Source organism: Streptomyces sp. NPDC037288 (genome assembly GCF_055603265.1).
Genome location: NZ_JBVJVY010000001.1, coordinates 48,473 through 64,253, shown reverse-complemented (window position 1 = coordinate 64,253; position 15,781 = coordinate 48,473). Strand labels below are relative to the sequence as shown.

Sequence of the window (15,781 nt, the reverse complement as noted above, 5' to 3'; positions counted from 1 at the left end):
GCCGGGGCCCGGTGTCAGTGCCGGTGCATGCGGTTGGCGACGGCGTGGCCCACGAACAGGTACACGACCGCCGCCAGGCCGTAGCCGGCGACCACCCGGGCCCAGGCCTCGTTGAACGTGAACAGGTCGTGCGACCAGCCCGCCAGCCATGCGGCGGCGTCGTGGACGAACTGGACCAGGCTGTTGGCCCGGTTCGCGTCCAGCAGGTACATCAGGATCCACAGGCCGAGGATCAGGGCCATGATGTCGGCGACGACCGCGATGACCGTCCCGGCCTGATTCGCACCGTTGCGATATCGAGGGGACATACCTTCCGGATTGCCGGGCGACGGCCGGTGAAACCCGGACGGCCGCCGCCGAGTGGCGGAACGGACCGTCACGGGTGAGGCTTCCGGAGAAGCAGATCGCTCGGGGAGGACACGTCCGGAGGACTTCCGTGCCCGTACCGATACGGCGCTTCTGCGTCGCGCTCACCCTGTGCTGCGCCCTGCTGGCCGGCTCCACCGCCTGCGGCAGCGGCGAGAAGACCAGTACGAAGGATGCCACGGCGGTCCAGGCCGTCCCGGCCGTCGGCACCCCCACTCCGACCACCTCCGCGGAACGGCGCAGGTTCGCCAAGACGCGCTTCGTGATCGACGCCGGTCTCGCGGCGGGTGCCACCTACCAGTGGATCGTGAAGCCCTGGAAGGCCGGCACGTTCAAGAAGGGCGCCAAGGGCCGCAAGACGGCCCTGGTGAAGGCGGGTCTCGCCGGCGCTTTCGCCTACAACCGGCTCAAGGCGGCCCAGAAGAACGCCCAGGGCGACCCGACGCTCGCCAAGGCCCTGGCACCCCTCACCGCGGGTATCGCCGCCCTCAGGACCCTGCCGTCCAAACTGCGCGGCGGTGACACCGGCGCGGCGTCCTCCTTCGACGACGTCGTCAACAAGGTGAAGAGCGCGGGCGCGAGCGCCGGCGCCCCGGTCAAGGACCAGGTGCCGTCGACCGCTCAGCTTGTCAGGGGCAGTTAGGAGTTCAGTTCCGCGAGCACCCTGAGGGTGTGCGGGTCCGGTGACAGTGCCAGCAGGTCCGTCACCGGACCCCCGCGCCACAACTCCAGCCGCTCGGCGATGCGTTCCCGCGGGCCGACCAGCGAGATCTCGTCGGCGAAGGCATCCGGTACGGCCAACACCGCCTCCTCCCGCCGCCCCGCGAGGAACAGCTCCTGGATCCGCCGCGCCTCCTCCTCGTACCCCATGCGCGCCATGAGGTCGGCGTGGAAGTTGCGGGAGGCGTGTCCCATCCCGCCGATGTAGAAGCCGAGCATGGCCTTCACGGGCAGCAGCCCCTCGGTGACGTCGTCGCACACCTTCACCCGGGCCAGCGGAGCCACCATGAACCCCTCCGGCACCTTCCGCACCACGTCCCCGTACACCTCGGGCCGGCTCGGCGACCAGTACAGCGGCAGCCAGCCGTCGGCGATCCGGACCGTCTGCGCCACGTTCTTCGGCCCCTCGGCGCCGAGCAGGACGGGCAGGTCCGGCCGGAGCGGATGGGTGATCGGCTTCAGCGGCTTGCCGAGCCCCGTGCCGTCCGGACCCCGGTAGGGCAGCGGATGGAACCGCCCGTCCACCTCCACCGGCGCCTCGCGCCGCAGCACCTGCCGTACGACGTCCACGTACTCCCGGGTCGCGGCCAGCGGCGACTTCGGGAACGGGCGGCCGTACCACCCCTCCACCACCTGCGGCCCGGACAGGCCGAGCCCGAGCATCATCCGCCCGCCGGAGAGGTGGTCCAGGGTGAGCGCGTGCATCGCGGTGGTGGCCGGCGACCGTGCGGCCATCTGGGCAACCGCCGTACCCAGCCTGATCGTCGACGTCCGCGCGGCGATCCAGGTGAGCGGAGTGAAGACGTCCGACCCCCAGGACTCCGCCGTCCACACGGAGCCGTAGCCGAGCCGTTCCGCCTCCCGGGCGAGCGGCACATGACGGGCGTCCGGACCGCGTCCCCAGTACCCGAGTGCGAGACCCAGCCGCATACGCCTGCCTCCTGACGATCCGTCAGTTCACCGGTCGGGAGCCGACTGTACGACAACGGCCCCTGGCCCGGAAGGGCGAGGGGCCGTCGCTGCGGCGGGGTGCGGGCGGATCAGCCGCGCTGGATGCCGGAGGTGTCCTGGAGCACGCCACGGCGGCCGTCCTGGGTCTGCGCGACCAGTGCGGCACCGCGCTGCTCGACGGCCAGGTACCAGGTGCCCGGCGCCAGTTCGGCGATCGGGTTCGGCGAGCCGTCCTCCGGGAACAGCGGACGGGCGACCGGAACGGCGAACCAGAACGGCGAGAAGTCCGCCGCCGGGGCCGGCTGCGCCGCCGCCGGAGCGCCCTGCGCGGCCGGCGGCTGCTGCCCGAACGGCTGGCCCGGCTGCGGCTGGCCGCCGTACGGCTGCGCCGGGGCGCCCGGGTAGCCATAACCACCCTGCGGCTGAGCGCCGTAGGGCTGCGGGGCGACCGGCTGAGGAGCCGGGAGCAGGGCGGCCTGGAGGGCGGGGACCAGGGGGGTGGCGATGGCGGCGCCCGCGAGAACCAGAGCGGCGAAGAAACCGAGGATGAGGCCCGCGCCGGCGTCCGCACCCTCCGGGAGGTCGATGAGTGTCCACAACAGCGACCAGGCGGCCAGGACCGGGAACGCGGTGCCGATCTGGGCGAGGTCGAGGCCGAGCACCTTGCGCTGCTGCGGCAGACAACGGTTGACGACGATGAGGACGGCACCGATGACCGCACCCATGTAGATGCCCAGGCCCGTGCCCAGGCTTTCCCACGCGTTCCCGCTGGCTGAGGCGCCGAAAATGGAGTAGCTCTGGAAGGTGAGGAAAGACGCGATGAACAGCACCACCGCTGCTCCGATCACCACGCCGTCGCCTCTAGTGAGGGAGCGGATATTCACTTCAAAGGTCCTTCGTAAGTCGTCTCGTCGTCGGTAGACACTACCGTCCGCAAGATCCGCCTGTCCGGCCGGTTGCGCCCGCCGGTCAGGACGCGCGCAGGAAACTCACGATTCCCTCAGAGATCCCTTGCGCAGCCTTCTGCCGCCAGGCCCCGCTGGTCAGCAGTGCCGCGTCCTTGCTATCGCGCATGTTGCCGCACTCGATGAACACCTTCGGAACCGTTGACAGATTGAGACCGCCCAGGTCCGTACGTGTGACGAGACCGGTACCTTCGCCGACGTAGTTGGACGGCGGCTCACCGGTGTCGCGCAGGAAGGTGCCGGCGACGCGGGTACCGAGGTCGTGCGAGGAGTCGACGATCGGGCGGGTGTCGGCGGCACCGGCGTGCACCGACCCCGGCAGGATCACATGGAAGCCGCGGTCGCCTTCGGCGGCGCCGTCGGCATGGATGGAGATGGCCGCATCCGCGTGCGCGGTGTTGCCGATCCGGGCCCGCTCGTCCACACAGGGCCCCCAGGCCGGGCTGTCGCCGTCATGGGTCAGTTTCACCGTGGCGCCCTGCTGCTCCAGCAGCGTGCGCAGCCGGTGGGCGACGTCGAGGGTGAACTCGGCCTCGGTGTAACCGTCGTTGGTGGACGTCCCGGTGGTGTCGCACTCCTTCCAGTTCGTGCCGATGTCCACCTGGCGGTTGATCTCGGCCGTGTGCTGGAAGTTGCCCGGGTTGTGCCCGGGGTCGACGAGGACGACCTTGCCCTTCAACGAGCCGGCCGCGGGCGCCGCCCCCGAGGTCCGCTTGCCGCCGTCCGCAGGAGAAGCGGACCGGGCCGACGGTGAGGAGGGCGCCGGGGACGACACGGCGGAGCCGCCGCGGGCTCCCGGGGCCGGGGAGGCTCCGCCGCCGCCCACCGCCTCGTACACCACCCACCCGAGCAGCGCGCCGGGCACCAGTACGGCGAGCGCCACGGTCAAGGGCCCGCGCCGGGACCGGCGGGGCTGCGGGGGATCGAACTCCGGGCCTAGGTACGACACGTGTGCGACTCTAACCGGGGCCTCAGATCTCCGCGCGCGTTCGCCGCAGGACACGCAGGGAGCCCGCCGCCGTGACCTCCGTGAACGCCCCCGACTCAAGGGCCCGCAGATACACCCGGTAGGGCGCCTGCCCGGTGAACTCGTCCTCGGGGTGCGGGAACACGTCGTGGATGACGAGGAAGCCCCCTTCGGCCACATGGGGTGCCCAGCCCGCGTAGTCGGCGGTGGCGTGCTCGTCCGTGTGGCCGCCGTCGATGAACACGAAACCGAGCGGCGAGTTCCAGATCGCCGCGATCTGCGGGGAGCGCCCGACGACGGCGACCACGTGCTCCTCCAGGCCCGCCCTGAACAGCGTCCGGCGGAAGGCCGGCAGCGTGTCCATCAGCCCGATCTCCGGGTCGACCGTCTCCGGGTCGTGGTAGTCCCAGCCCGGCTGCTGCTCCTCGCTGCCCCGGTGGTGGTCGACGGTCAGCGCCGTGACCCCGGCCGCGCGGGCCGCGTCGGCGAGCAGCACGGTGGACCGTCCGCAGTACGTGCCCACCTCCAGCAGCGGCAGCCCCAGCCGCCCCGCCTCCACGGCAGCCGCGTACAGGGCCAGCCCCTCGTCCACGGGCATGAACCCCTTGGCCGCCTCGAAAGCGGCCAGAACATCGGGCTTGGGGGCGGGGACGGGCATGGGGCGCCTTCCGGTCGTACGGCTGTTCAGGGGCCCATGCTGCCGCACCCCCTGTCACTCATCGACAGGGGGTGCGTTCCGTAAGGGGCGCGGGGAACTGCGCGACAGGCCACGGCGACGGGAGAGCCGCCGTCCGGCAGAACCCCCGAGCGCTAGGCGCTCACCGTCTCCCCGGGCAACGAAAGGTCCAGATCGACAGCCCGCTCCTCCCCGGAATGCGTGGCGGAAGAGGCGAGCGGCCCATGGCCGAAGGCCTTCGCGGCGAGCACATACGCCCCCTGGGCCGGCACGGCGAGCGCATACGTCCCGTCCTCACCGGACACCGTCGCCCCCGCCTGCCGCCCCCGCCGGTCGATCAGAGTCACCTTGGCCCGGGCGACCGGGGCGCCATCGGCACCGAGAATCCGCCCCCGGAACCCCCGCAGCACCTCCTCGGCCTGCTCCAGCACAGCGTCCTCCTGGCTGCTGGCCCGAAGCCGGGGCTGCTGAGCCGGGCGCGCAGCCTTCGGCAGGAACAGCGCCAGCAGCAGCCCCACCGCCACCGCGGCGGTGGCGATCAGGAAGGACACCCGGAACCCGTGCATGGTCGGAATCGCGATACCGCCCACGTGGTCCGCCGTGTTGGCCAGCACCATGCCGATGACGGCACTGGACACGGACGTGCCGATGGACCGCATCAACGTGTTGAGGCCGTTCGCCGCGCCGGTCTCCGAGGCCGGCACCGCGCCGACGATCAGCGCGGGCAGCGAGGAGTAGGCGAGGCCGATGCCGGCGCCGAGGACCACGGACGTGACGATCGTCTGCCAGGCCGCGTCCATCAGGCCGAGGCCGCCGCCGTAGCCGAGCGCGATGATCAGCAGACCGATGATGAGGGTGGTCTTCGGGCCGTACCTGGCGGACAGGCGGGCGTACAGCGGCGCCGTGAACATCATCGTCAGGCCCAGCGGGGCGACGCACAGGCCGGCGACGACCATGGACTGGCCGAGGCCGTAGCCGGTGGCCTTCGGCAGCTGGAGGAGCTGGGGCAGGACCAGCGAGACGACGTAGAACGCCACGCCGACCATGATCGACGCGAGGTTGGTGAAGAGGACGGCCGGGCGCGCGGTGGTGCGCAGGTCGACCAGGGGCGCCGTCACGCGCAGCTCGTACAGGCCCCACAGGGCGAGGACCACGACCGACGCGGCGAACAGGCCGAGCGTCGTCCCCGACGACCAGCCCCAGTCACTGCCCTTGGTGATGGGCAGCAGGAGCAGCACCAGGCCGGTCGACAGGCCCAGCGCGCCCAGCAGGTCGAAGGAACCGGCCGCCCGCATCGGGGACTCGGGTACGACCAGGAGGGTCAGGACGATGGACAGCGCGCCGAGGCCCGCGGCGCCGTAGAACAGGGCGTGCCAGTTCGCGTGCTGCGCGACCAGGGCCGCGGCGGGCAGCGCGAGGCCGCCGCCGACGCCGATCGAGGAACTCATCAGGGCCATGGCCGAGCCGAGCTTCTCGCGCGGCAGCATGTCGCGCATCAGGCCGATGCCGAGCGGGATCGCGCCCATCGCGAAGCCCTGCAGGGTACGGCCGACGATCATGGTGAGCAGCTGGCTGGTGAGCGCGCTGACCAGGGCGCCGACCACCATCACGGCGAGGCTGAGTATCAGCATCCGCCGCTTGCCGTAGAGGTCGCCGAGCCGGCCCATGATCGGGGTGGCGACGGCGCCGGACAGCAGGGTCGAGGTCAGCACCCAGGTGGCGTTGGAGGGGGCGGTGTCCAGCAGCTGCGGCAGGTCCTTGATGACCGGCACGAGCAGGGTCTGCATCACCGCGACGACGATGCCCGCGAAGGCGAGCACCGGGACCACGGCGCCGCTCGCCCTCCGGGGCGGCTGGTCGGTCGTCGTGTGGGTCATTGAGTGAGGCCTCCCGTGTACATAAGTGCTCGGTAAACCTCGTATGCACAGGCAACTATTCCGTTGCTTCGGGCCTCTAATGAATCCTTGACCAGCTCATGGGTAACTGACGTGCCGTCATCCATGGTGCACTGGTGGAACAAGTTCTAGTCTGCGCGCCATGAAGGCCTATGTAGCCGGGGTCGGGATGACCAGGTTCGAGAAGCCCGAGACCCGTCAGTGGCAGTACTGGGACATGGTGCGCGAGGCCGGGAGCGCGGCGCTGGCGGATGCGGGAGTCGTGTACGAGGACGTGGAACAGGTTCCCGTCGGCTACTGCTTCCAGCCCTCCACCGCCGGCCAGCGCGCCGCCTACGAACTCGGCCTGACCGGCATCCCCGTCTACAACGTCAACAACAACTGCGCGACCGGGGCGACCGCCCTGATGCTCGCCCGTCAGCTCGTCGAAGGGGGCGCCGCCGACTGCGTCCTGGCGCTGGGCTTCGAGAAGATGAGGAAGGGCGCGCTGGGCGGGGGAGCCGACGGCGGGGACTTCGCGACCTCCCCGGTCGCCCGGCACTACGGCGTCATGGCCGCCCGCCACGGCTTCGAGACGACCCCGCCCACCGCGCAGATCTTCGGCGACGCGGCCCGCGAGCACATGGAGCGGTACGGCACGACCGGGGCACAGCTCGCCGCGGTCGCCGCCAAGAACCACCGGCACTCCGCGCACAACCCCTACGCCCAGTTCCGGGCCGTGTACGACGTCGCCGCCGTCCTCGCCTCCCGTACCGTCCACCGGCCGCTGACCAGACTCCAGTGCTCGCCGACCTCGGACGGCGCGGCGGCGGCCGTGGTGGTGTCCGGGCGGTTCGCCTCGCGGCGCGGGCTCACCGGTCTCGTGGAGATCGCCGGACAGGCCATGACCACGGACACCGGGGAGTCCTTCGCCTCCGGATCCTGCATCGACGTCGTCGGGCAGCCCATGTCCCGGGACGCGGCCCGGCAGGCGTACGAGCGCGCCGAGCTCGGCATCGAGGACGTGGACGTGATCGAGCTGCACGACTGCTTCTCGGTCAACGAACTGCTGACGTACGAGGCGCTCGGCATGTGCGCCCCCGGGGAGTCCGGGAAGCTGGTCGAATCGGGCGCGACGACGTACGGCGGCCGGTGGGTGGTGAACCCGTCGGGCGGGCTGATCTCCAAGGGGCACCCGCTGGGCGCGACCGGGCTGGCCCAGACGGCCGAGCTGGTGTGGCAGCTGCGCGGTGAGGCGGGAGAGCGGCAGGTGGCGGACGCGCGGGTGGCACTCGCGCACAACATCGGGCTGGGCGGGGCGGCGGTGGTGACGGTCCTGCACGCGGTCTAGGCCGTACGACCTACTACCGGTGGTCGTTTTGGTGGTCCGAAATGCCGATGCAAGGACCGTAACCGGGTTGAGAGCATGACACCCATGCTGGAAGCCCCCGACACCACAGCCCTCATATCCCGCCGTACGACCGCGCCCACCTGGCTGGTGGTGGCGCTCGCCTGTGCCGGACAGTTCCTGGTCGTCCTCGACGTGTCGGTGGTGAACGTCGCCCTGCCGTCCATGCGCGGCGGCCTCGGCCTGACCCCGTCGGGCCTGCAGTGGGTGGTGAACGCGTACGCCATCGCCTTCGCCGGGTTCATGCTGCTCGGCGGCCGGGCCGGTGACCTGTACGGGCGCAAGCGCATGTTCCTCGTCGGCCTCGGCCTGTTCACGCTGGCCTCGCTGGGCGGCGGCCTGGCCCAGGAGGGCTGGCAGCTGCTGCTGGCGCGGGCCGTGCAGGGGCTGGGCGCGGCGGTGCTGGCCCCCTCGACGCTGACGCTGCTGACCTCCGCGGTGCCGGAGGGGGCGGCGCGGGCGCGCGCGATCGCCACCTGGACCGCGGTCGGCGCCGGGGGCGGGGCCGCGGGCGGGCTGGTCGGCGGGGTGCTCGTGGACCTGCTGTCCTGGCGCTGGGTGCTGCTGATCAACGTGCCGGTGGGTGCGCTCGTGCTGGCCGGCTCGGTGCGCTGGCTCACCGAGAGCCGGGCCGGGGACGGGCGGCGCCTGGACCTGCCGGGCGCGCTGCTGGTGACGGCGGGCCTCGCGACCCTGGCCTACGGCATCTCGCAGACGGAGGCGGAGGGCTGGACGGCCGCCGCCACGTTGCTGCCGCTGCTCGCCGGGCTGCTGCTGATCGGCCTGTTCCTGCTGGTCGAGGCGCGTACCAAGGCCCCGCTGATGCCGCTCGGACTGCTGCGGCTGCGCTCCGTCGCCTCGGCGAACGCGGCGATGTTCTTCTCCGGCTCGGCCATGTTCTGCATGTGGTACTTCATGACGCTCTACGCCCAGAACGTCCTCGGCTACTCGCCGCTCGCGGCCGGTGTCGCCCTCGTGCCCAGCTCGCTGTCCGTGGTCGTCGGCTCCAAGCTGGCGCCGCGCCTGATGCGGGCGGCGGGCGCGCGGACCGTGGCGGCGCTGGGCACGCTCGTGGCCGCGACGGGCTTCGGCTGGCAGTCGACGATGAGCGCGCACGGGGCGTACGCCACCGCGATCATGATCCCGGGGATCCTGATGATGCTCGGCGCGGGTATGGCGGCAACCCCGCTCGCCTCCCTCGCCACGTCGGGGGCGGCGCCGGGCGAGGCCGGGGTGGTGTCGGGGCTGGTCAACACCTCGCGCACGATGGGCGGCTCGCTCGGGCTGGCCGTGATGTCGACCGTCGCCGCGGCGGGCACGGGCAGCGGCCGTGGTCCCGAGGCGCTGACGGACGGCTACGCGCTGGCCTTCCGGGCCAGTACGGCGGTGCTGCTGGGCGGGGCGGTGCTGATGCTGCTGTGGCTGCCGCGAAAAATCTCCGCGACTTCCTCCCGGTGAGGCGATGGTCCGGGCGGCCCGTGCACTCCTTTTGACATCAAGGGGGTACGAGGCCCGGGAGAGCCGGTCACAGCCATCCCTGTCGCCGGGCCTCCCGCACCGCCTCCGCCCGGTTGCGGGTGCCGGTCTTGCCGATCGCCGAGGACAGGTAGTTGCGGACGGTGGACTCGGACAGATGCAGTGTGCCGGCGATGTCGGCGACCGTCGCCCCGTCCGCCGACGCCTTCAGCACGTCGCACTCGCGGGCCGTCAGCGGACTCGGTCCGGCGCTGAGGGCGGCGGCGGCCAGCGCCGGATCGACGACGGTCTCCCCGGTGAGCACGCGCCGGATCGCCGCGGCCAGTTCCTCCACGGGGCCGTCCTTGACGAGGAACCCGGCCGCCCCCGCCTCCATGGCCCGGCGCAGATAGCCGGGCCGGCCGAAGGTGGTGAGGATCAGCACCCGGCAGTCGGGCGCCTGCTCCCGCAGCTCGGCCGCCGCGTCCAGCCCGCTGGTGCCCGGCAGTTCGATGTCCAGCAGGGCCACGTCCGGCCGGTGGGCGAGCACGGCGTCGACGATGCCGCCGCCCGAGCCCAGCTGGGACACCACCTCGATGTCCTCCTCCATACCGAGCAGCAGAGCGAGCGCACCACGCATCATGCCCTGGTCCTCGGCGAGCAGCACCCGAATGGACTTGCCGGTCCGGTGCTCCCGGGGCATCTCGTTCATGGGCCCAGGTTACGGCTGTGGCCCTCTCCACCCACCGCCGCGCCCGGCACGTTGGCCTCGGCCGCATGCCCTGGCCGCCCTGCCCGGCGAGGAGTGCGCGGTCGGGAACGGCTCACCGGATGCGCCGCCGGTTCGGTGATTAAAGACTTGGCATGGTCGGCTGCGGCGGGGGTTGACGGTCTGCAGGCGTGCTCAAACAATCGCCCCTGCATTTCCAGGAATCCGCGTAATTCCACCGTCGAATCACGAGCGGATACTCGCCGATGCACCAGGAGGGTGCGATCGTCCTCGGTACCGGCGGCGACAACAGCAACGGCTCCATCGGCTCCTTCTTCGAGGGCGTCATGACCTCCGGCATCCCGACCGACGCCGCCGACAACGCCGTCCAGGCCGACATCGTCTCCGTCGGCTACGGCGGCCCGGCCGGCGGCGCCGGCACCCTGAACCCCGGCTCGGAGATCTCGTTGCGCGCCACCACCTCCTGCTGCACCAGCGACTACGTCCGCCACCAGGACAACTCCGGTGTCCTCTCCCCGATCACGTCGAGCAGTTCCAGCCTGGACAAGAACGACGCGACCTGGATCGTGCGCCGGGGGCTCGCGAACAGCTCCTGCGTCTCCTTCGAGTCGCGGAACTACCCCGGCGACTACCTGCGCCACTACGACTACAAGCTCTACCGGCAGCCCATGGACGGCACCGCCCGGTTCCGGGCCGACGCCACCTTCTGCCCGCAGACCGGCAAGAGCGGCACCGGCATCTCGTTCGCCTCCTACAACTACCCGACGAGGTACCTGCGGCACTACGCCTACGACCTCTACACAGCGAGCGACGGCGGCTCCAACGACTTCGACAGCGGCACGTCCTGGACCGACGACGTCAGCTGGGCGGTCAGCTCGCCCTGGGCGCCGTAGCCGCAGCGTCCGCGAACTGTGCGGATACGACGGGCAGTCGGGCGGTCACCGTGAAACCGCCGCGTGGCGACGGGCCGGCCGTGAGCGAGCCGCCCGCCGCCGCGAGGCGCTCGGTCAGCCCCTTCAGTCCCGTGCCGCCGATGCCCTGCTCGGGCCGGCGCGCGGGACTGCCGCCGTCGTTGTCGGTCACGGTGAGCCTGGCCTGCTCGGTGCCGCTCTCCACAGAGATCTCACAGCGGCCCGCGTCGCTGTGCCGGACCACATTGGTGACCGCCTCGCGCACCACCCAGCTCAGCAGGGCCTCCGTCTGTGGTTCGAGCGGCACACCGGACTGGCGCACCACCGGCTCCACGCCGGCCGCGGCCAGCGCCGAACGGGCCCGGGTCAGCTCCGTGGCGAGGCTGCCCTCGCGGTAGCCGGTCACCGCCTCGCGGATCTCGGTGAGCGCCTGCCGGCCCACCGACTCGATGTCCGTGATCTGGCCCAGCGCCGCGTCCATGTCGCGCGGAGCCAGCCGCCGGGCCGCCTCCGACTTCACCACGATCACCGACAGCGTGTGCCCGAGCAGGTCGTGCAGGTCCCGCGAGAAGCGCAGCCGCTCCTTCTCCACCGCGCGCCGGGCCAGCTCCTCACGGGCGGCGCGCAGTTCCCGTACGGCCTCGGACAGACCGAGGATCGCGGCGGTCACCATGCTGGAGAGGAAGGTCGCGTAGCCGATGTTCGTCGCGTCCTCCCAGCCGCCACGGACGGCGGAGACGCAGGCCGCGTACACCGTCAGCAGCAGCCCTGTGCGGCCCAGCCACGGCCCGCGCAGGGCGGCGCCGACGGCGAGGCCGAGCAGCGGGAAGAACATCAGCCAGTTGCCGCCGTAGCCGAGGGCGAGTCCCGTGGTCACCAGGCTCATCAGGAGCACCGCCACCCTGGTGGAGGCGGCCTCCCGCTTCTCCCGGTCGAAGGAGCGGAAGGTGACGTAGATGTACAGGGAGTTGAAGGCCATCAGGCCCAGACCGCCGATCAACGGGTTCGGGGTCCTGCCCTGGAGCAGGTTGGAGAAGGACCCCATCCCCATCAGCAGCCAGGGCAGCAGGGTGAAACCGGTGGGCGGCGGCCCCGGATGGTCGACGTCCGGCTCCCCGCCCTGCTTCCGGGCGGCCCGTTGCGCCGCCTTGAAGCGCTCGTGCGCGGCCCGCCACTGGTGCCGCTCGGCCTGCAGGGCCTGTATCTGGCACCGAACTCCCGTAACCCACGACATCTCTGTTTCCCCCGGTCAGATGGTCCCCGCCCGACGGCGGGACGACAGCACAGCGTATGAGCCGAACAGAACGAGCCAGGCCGTCGGCACGATGATGGCACCGGCGCCTGACGCACGGCAGATGCGCATGTACGGCCTCGGGCAGTACGAATGTCACCGCCGCTACACCTGACACAGCGTCAGGAGCCTTCACAACTGCGGGGCGCTGGGCTATACAGAGGGCGCCGGACTGGAACGCGTTCTAGATCGGCCCGTGGCGACCTCGGTGCGGCCGACGGTGCGGACGGCCGTGCCGAGGTCTTGAGACCTCCCAGGAGTCCCATGCCCATCGACGCAGCCAAAGCCCTGGCCGCCGAGCCACGCTCCGGCCCGATCACCTGGACCACCAAGGACGTCCAGCTCTACCACCTCGGCATCGGCGCGGGCATCCCCGCCACGGACCCGGACGAACTGCGCTACACCCTGGAATCCCGGCTGCACGTCCTGCCGAGCTTCGCCACCGTCGCCGGCTCCGGCGCGCCGGGCGTGATCGGGGGGCTGTCCCTGCCCGGTGTGGAGGTCGAGCTCGCCAAGGTCCTGCACGGCGGGCAGACGCTGGAGGTCCACCGCCCCCTCCCGGCCGAGGGCACGGCGACCGCCACCCGTCGGCTCGCCGCCCTCTACGACAAGGGCAAGGCCGCCGTCCTCGTCCTGCGCACCGAGGTCGCCGACGACGACGGCCCGCTGTGGACGGACGACGCGCAGATCTTCGTCCGGGGCGAGGGCGGCTTCGGCGGCGACCGCGGCCCGTCCGGCCGCCTCGACCCGCCCACCGGAGAACCCGACCGGACCGTCGAACGCCCCGTCCGCGAGGACCAGGCCCTGCTCTACCGTCTTTGCGGCGACTGGAACCCGCTGCACGCCGACCCCGAGTTCGCCAGGCTCGCCGGGTTCGAGCGGCCCATCCTGCACGGCCTGTGCACCTACGGCATCACGCTCAAGGCGGTCGTGGACACGCTGCTGGGCGGCGATGTCACCCGCGTCCGCGGCTACCGCACACGGTTCGCCGGGGTGATGTATCCGGGCGAGACCCTGCGCATCCGCATGTGGCGGCAAGAGGGCGGCGTCCGGGTGGCCGTGAGCGCGGTGGAGCGGGGCGACGCGCCGGTCCTCGCCGACACCGTCGTCCACCACTCCTGAGCCAGCCCACCTCCGAGGGGAGAGGCGCACCATGCGCGCAGCCGTACTGCACGAGATCGGCCAGGAAAAGCTGGAGGTCCTCGACGACGTCGAGGCGGTGGGATTCGGCCCCGGCAGGGTCCGGGTCCGGGTGCGGGCCACCGGGTTGTGCCACTCGGACCTGTCCGCGATGAACGGGGTGCTGCCGCAGCCCGCGCCGTTCGTGCCGGGCCACGAGGGCGCGGGCGAGATCCTCGAAGTGGGGGAGGGGGTGCGGGGCCTGAAACCGGGCGACCGGGTCGTCCTGTGCTGGCTGCCCGCCTGCGGTGCGTGTCCGGCGTGCAGGCGCGGGCAGACGGAGCTGTGCCTGGCCGGGTTCATGAACGCGGGCACGCCGAACTTCAGGCGTTCCGGCACCGACGTGTTCGGCTTCGCCGGCACCGGTACCTTCGCCGAGGAGGTCGTGGTCGACGCCGGCTGCGCGGTGCCGATCCCCGAGGACGTGCCCTTCGACATCGCCGCGCTGATCGGCTGCGGCGTGACCACCGGACTCGGCGCCGCCCTCAACACCGCCGATGTGGAGGCCGGTTCGTCGGTCGCCGTCATCGGGTGCGGGGGTGTCGGCATCTCCGCCGTACAGGGGGCCCGGCTGAAGGGCGCCGCCGAGATCGTCGCCGTCGACCCGGTGGCCTCCCGGCGTGAGTCCGCTCTCAGGTTCGGTGCGACGAAGGCGGTTTCGCCGGAGGAGCTGGCCGACGCCAAGCAGCAGGTCACCGGCGGCGAGGGCTTCGACTACGTCTTCGAGGTCGTCGGCAGGTCCGCCACCGCGCGGACGGCGTACGAGAACACCCGGCGCGGCGGCACCCTGGTCGTGGTCGGCGCCGGCGCCATGGACGACTTCCTGCAGCTCAGCATGTTCGAGCTGTTCTTCGACGAGAAGCGGATCCTGCCGTCCTTGTACGGCGGCGGGGACGTCCTGCGCTCCTACGAGCGCACGATCGCCCTGTGGCGGGCGGGCCGCGTCGATCTCGCCGGGCTGATCACCCACCGGGTGCCGCTGGCCGGGATCAACGAGGCACTGGACCAGATGCGTGCCGGGACGGCCCTGCGCACGTGCATCGAGATCTGAGGACGCCGCGCATGTCACTGCCACTCGAAGGCCGGTCCGCGATCGTCACCGGCGCCGGACGCGGGCTCGGCCGGGCCGAGGCCCTGGAACTCGCCCGGCTCGGTGCGGCCGTCGTCGTCAACGACTACGGGCAGCCCGGCCGGGACGGTTCGGGCGCGGCCTCGGCGGGCCCGGCCGAAGAGGTCGCCGCCGAGATCCGCGACCGGGGCGGCCGGGCCGTCGCGCACATCGGGGACGTCGCCGACTTCGCACAGGCGCAGGAGCTCGTCAGGTCGGCGATCGAGGAGTTCGGCAAGCTGGACATCCTCGTCAACAACGCGGGCATCCTGCGCGACCGCATGGTCTTCTCCATGAGCGAGGACGAGTGGGACGCGGTGATCCGCGTCCACCTCAAAGGCCACTTCAACACCACCCGCTTCGCCGCCGCGCACTGGCGGGAGCGGTCCAAGGCGGCTGGGGGAGCGAAGGTCTACGGGCGGATCGTGAACACCTCCTCGGAGGCCTTCCTCGCCGGCTCCGCGGGACAGCCCAACTACGCGGCGGCCAAGGGCGGAATCGTCGGGCTCACCACCTGCACGGCCCTCGCCCTCGCCAGGTACGGCGTGACCGCCAACGTCATCTGCCCCCGCGCCCGCACCCGGATGACCGAGGACGTCTTCGCCGGCTTCCAGCGGCCGGACCAGGGCCTGGACCCGCTGGCACCCGAGCATGTCGCCCCGCTCGTCGGCTACCTGGCCGCACCGGCCGCCGCCCGCGTCAACGGCCAGTTGCTCGTCGTCCACGGCGGCATGGTCGCCATCGTCGAACGGCCCCGGGTGCAGGCCAGGTTCGACAGCAAGCAGGAGACGTTCACGTACGACGAACTCGACGCGCTGCTCACCCCGCACTACGCGGAACGGCCCGAGGGGGAGACCTTCGCGGCGGCGGAGGTGCTGGGGCTCAAGCGGGGCTGAGAACGGGAAGAGGGGGTGCCCGTCAAAGGCACCCCCTCTTCCCGCAACCGTCAGGCAGCCGCCTCCGCGGTCTCCTCGGCCGGCCTACGGTGCCGGCCGTGCGGAGCCGTCTCGCTCTCCTGGGCCGCGACCGGGCCGCGGTGCCTGCCGTGGCCGGCAGCCTCCTGGGAGTCGGCCTGGGAGTGGGCGGACAGCTGCTCCATCGTGCTGGTGTCGCTCATCGGACGTATTCACCCCGTCATATGATCTTTCGTACAGCCGGGCGAGTGTAACCAACGCACCAC

At 71.8% G+C, this 15,781-nt stretch carries 16 protein-coding genes; 7 read left to right on the top strand and 9 right to left on the bottom strand.

The features are described 5' to 3' along the window. Nucleotides 1–14: 14 nt before the first annotated feature. Nucleotides 15–308: a hypothetical protein gene (locus ACZ7GZ_RS00345; protein WP_360090458.1), complete on the bottom strand. Its 294-nt coding sequence runs from the start codon at nucleotides 306–308 to the stop codon at nucleotides 15–17. Between the two features lie 128 nt (nucleotides 309–436). Here ACZ7GZ_RS00345 and ACZ7GZ_RS00340 point away from each other — a divergent pair, with 128 nt between their 5' ends. Then, entirely contained in the window at nucleotides 437–1,009 is a 573-nt protein-coding gene (locus ACZ7GZ_RS00340) for a hypothetical protein (RefSeq protein WP_471019247.1), read from the top strand. On the opposite strand, the gene ACZ7GZ_RS00335 is transcribed toward ACZ7GZ_RS00340, so the two are convergent. The 5 genes from ACZ7GZ_RS00335 to ACZ7GZ_RS00315 form a co-directional block, all read right to left on the bottom strand. After that, complete coding sequence (locus tag ACZ7GZ_RS00335) at nucleotides 1,006–2,016, bottom strand: LLM class F420-dependent oxidoreductase (RefSeq protein ID WP_471019245.1); 1,011 nt, start codon at nucleotides 2,014–2,016, stop codon at nucleotides 1,006–1,008. The genes ACZ7GZ_RS00340 and ACZ7GZ_RS00335 overlap by 4 nt on opposite strands. Nucleotides 2,017–2,126: 110 nt before the next feature. Next, complete coding sequence (locus ACZ7GZ_RS00330; protein WP_471019242.1) at nucleotides 2,127–2,921, bottom strand: hypothetical protein; 795 nt, start codon at nucleotides 2,919–2,921, stop codon at nucleotides 2,127–2,129. Nucleotides 2,922–3,006: 85 nt separating this feature from the next. Continuing rightward, nucleotides 3,007–3,951 (bottom strand): N-acetylmuramoyl-L-alanine amidase, encoded by a 945-nt coding sequence (locus ACZ7GZ_RS00325; protein WP_471019239.1) that lies wholly within the window; start codon nucleotides 3,949–3,951, stop codon nucleotides 3,007–3,009. A gap of 22 nt (nucleotides 3,952–3,973) precedes the next feature. Next, on the bottom strand, nucleotides 3,974–4,627 hold the full coding sequence (locus ACZ7GZ_RS00320) for a class I SAM-dependent methyltransferase (RefSeq protein WP_471019237.1): 654 nt from the start codon (nucleotides 4,625–4,627) through the stop codon (nucleotides 3,974–3,976). Between the two features lie 152 nt (nucleotides 4,628–4,779). Further along, a complete protein-coding gene (locus ACZ7GZ_RS00315; RefSeq protein ID WP_471019234.1) occupies nucleotides 4,780–6,522 on the bottom strand; it encodes an MFS transporter in 1,743 nt (580 codons plus the stop codon). 160 nt (nucleotides 6,523–6,682) lie between these two features. Between ACZ7GZ_RS00315 and ACZ7GZ_RS00310 the strand changes: the two genes are divergently transcribed. Together ACZ7GZ_RS00310 and ACZ7GZ_RS00305 are read left to right on the top strand one after the other, a co-directional pair. Beyond that, nucleotides 6,683–7,870, top strand: coding sequence for a thiolase C-terminal domain-containing protein (locus ACZ7GZ_RS00310; protein ID WP_471019232.1), 1,188 nt, complete (start codon nucleotides 6,683–6,685; stop codon nucleotides 7,868–7,870). 75 nt (nucleotides 7,871–7,945) lie between these two features. After that, nucleotides 7,946–9,385, top strand: coding sequence for an MFS transporter (locus ACZ7GZ_RS00305; RefSeq protein WP_471019229.1), 1,440 nt, complete (start codon nucleotides 7,946–7,948; stop codon nucleotides 9,383–9,385). Between the two features lie 67 nt (nucleotides 9,386–9,452). Here ACZ7GZ_RS00305 and ACZ7GZ_RS00300 read toward each other — a convergent pair whose 3' ends face one another. Beyond that, entirely contained in the window at nucleotides 9,453–10,094 is a 642-nt protein-coding gene (locus tag ACZ7GZ_RS00300; RefSeq protein ID WP_471019226.1) for a response regulator, read from the bottom strand. Between the two features lie 242 nt (nucleotides 10,095–10,336). Between ACZ7GZ_RS00300 and ACZ7GZ_RS00295 the strand changes: the two genes are divergently transcribed. After that, nucleotides 10,337–11,005, top strand: coding sequence for an AbfB domain-containing protein (locus tag ACZ7GZ_RS00295; RefSeq protein WP_471020155.1), 669 nt, complete (start codon nucleotides 10,337–10,339; stop codon nucleotides 11,003–11,005). Here the strand turns inward: ACZ7GZ_RS00295 and ACZ7GZ_RS00290 are convergent. Continuing rightward, nucleotides 10,983–12,257, bottom strand: a complete 1,275-nt coding sequence (locus ACZ7GZ_RS00290) for a sensor histidine kinase (RefSeq protein ID WP_471019225.1) — start codon at nucleotides 12,255–12,257, stop codon at nucleotides 10,983–10,985. The two genes, ACZ7GZ_RS00295 and ACZ7GZ_RS00290, sit on opposite strands and share 23 nt — an antisense overlap. Before the next feature lie 321 nt (nucleotides 12,258–12,578). Here ACZ7GZ_RS00290 and ACZ7GZ_RS00285 point away from each other — a divergent pair, with 321 nt between their 5' ends. From ACZ7GZ_RS00285 to ACZ7GZ_RS00275, 3 genes are read left to right on the top strand one after another with little or no spacing between them, the layout of a single operon-like run. Beyond that, the gene (locus ACZ7GZ_RS00285) at nucleotides 12,579–13,436 is read left to right on the top strand and encodes a MaoC/PaaZ C-terminal domain-containing protein (RefSeq protein WP_471019222.1); all 858 of its coding nucleotides are present in this window, start codon (nucleotides 12,579–12,581) and stop codon (nucleotides 13,434–13,436) included. Nucleotides 13,437–13,467: 31 nt separating this feature from the next. Continuing rightward, nucleotides 13,468–14,544 (top strand): Zn-dependent alcohol dehydrogenase, encoded by a 1,077-nt coding sequence (locus ACZ7GZ_RS00280; protein WP_471019219.1) that lies wholly within the window; start codon nucleotides 13,468–13,470, stop codon nucleotides 14,542–14,544. Between the two features lie 11 nt (nucleotides 14,545–14,555). Beyond that, a complete protein-coding gene (locus ACZ7GZ_RS00275) occupies nucleotides 14,556–15,497 on the top strand; it encodes a 3-oxoacyl-ACP reductase (protein WP_471019217.1) in 942 nt (313 codons plus the stop codon). Between the two features lie 50 nt (nucleotides 15,498–15,547). On the opposite strand, the gene ACZ7GZ_RS00270 is transcribed toward ACZ7GZ_RS00275, so the two are convergent. Next, nucleotides 15,548–15,718: a hypothetical protein gene (locus tag ACZ7GZ_RS00270; RefSeq protein WP_471019214.1), complete on the bottom strand. Its 171-nt coding sequence runs from the start codon at nucleotides 15,716–15,718 to the stop codon at nucleotides 15,548–15,550. Nucleotides 15,719–15,781: the final 63 nt, after the last annotated feature.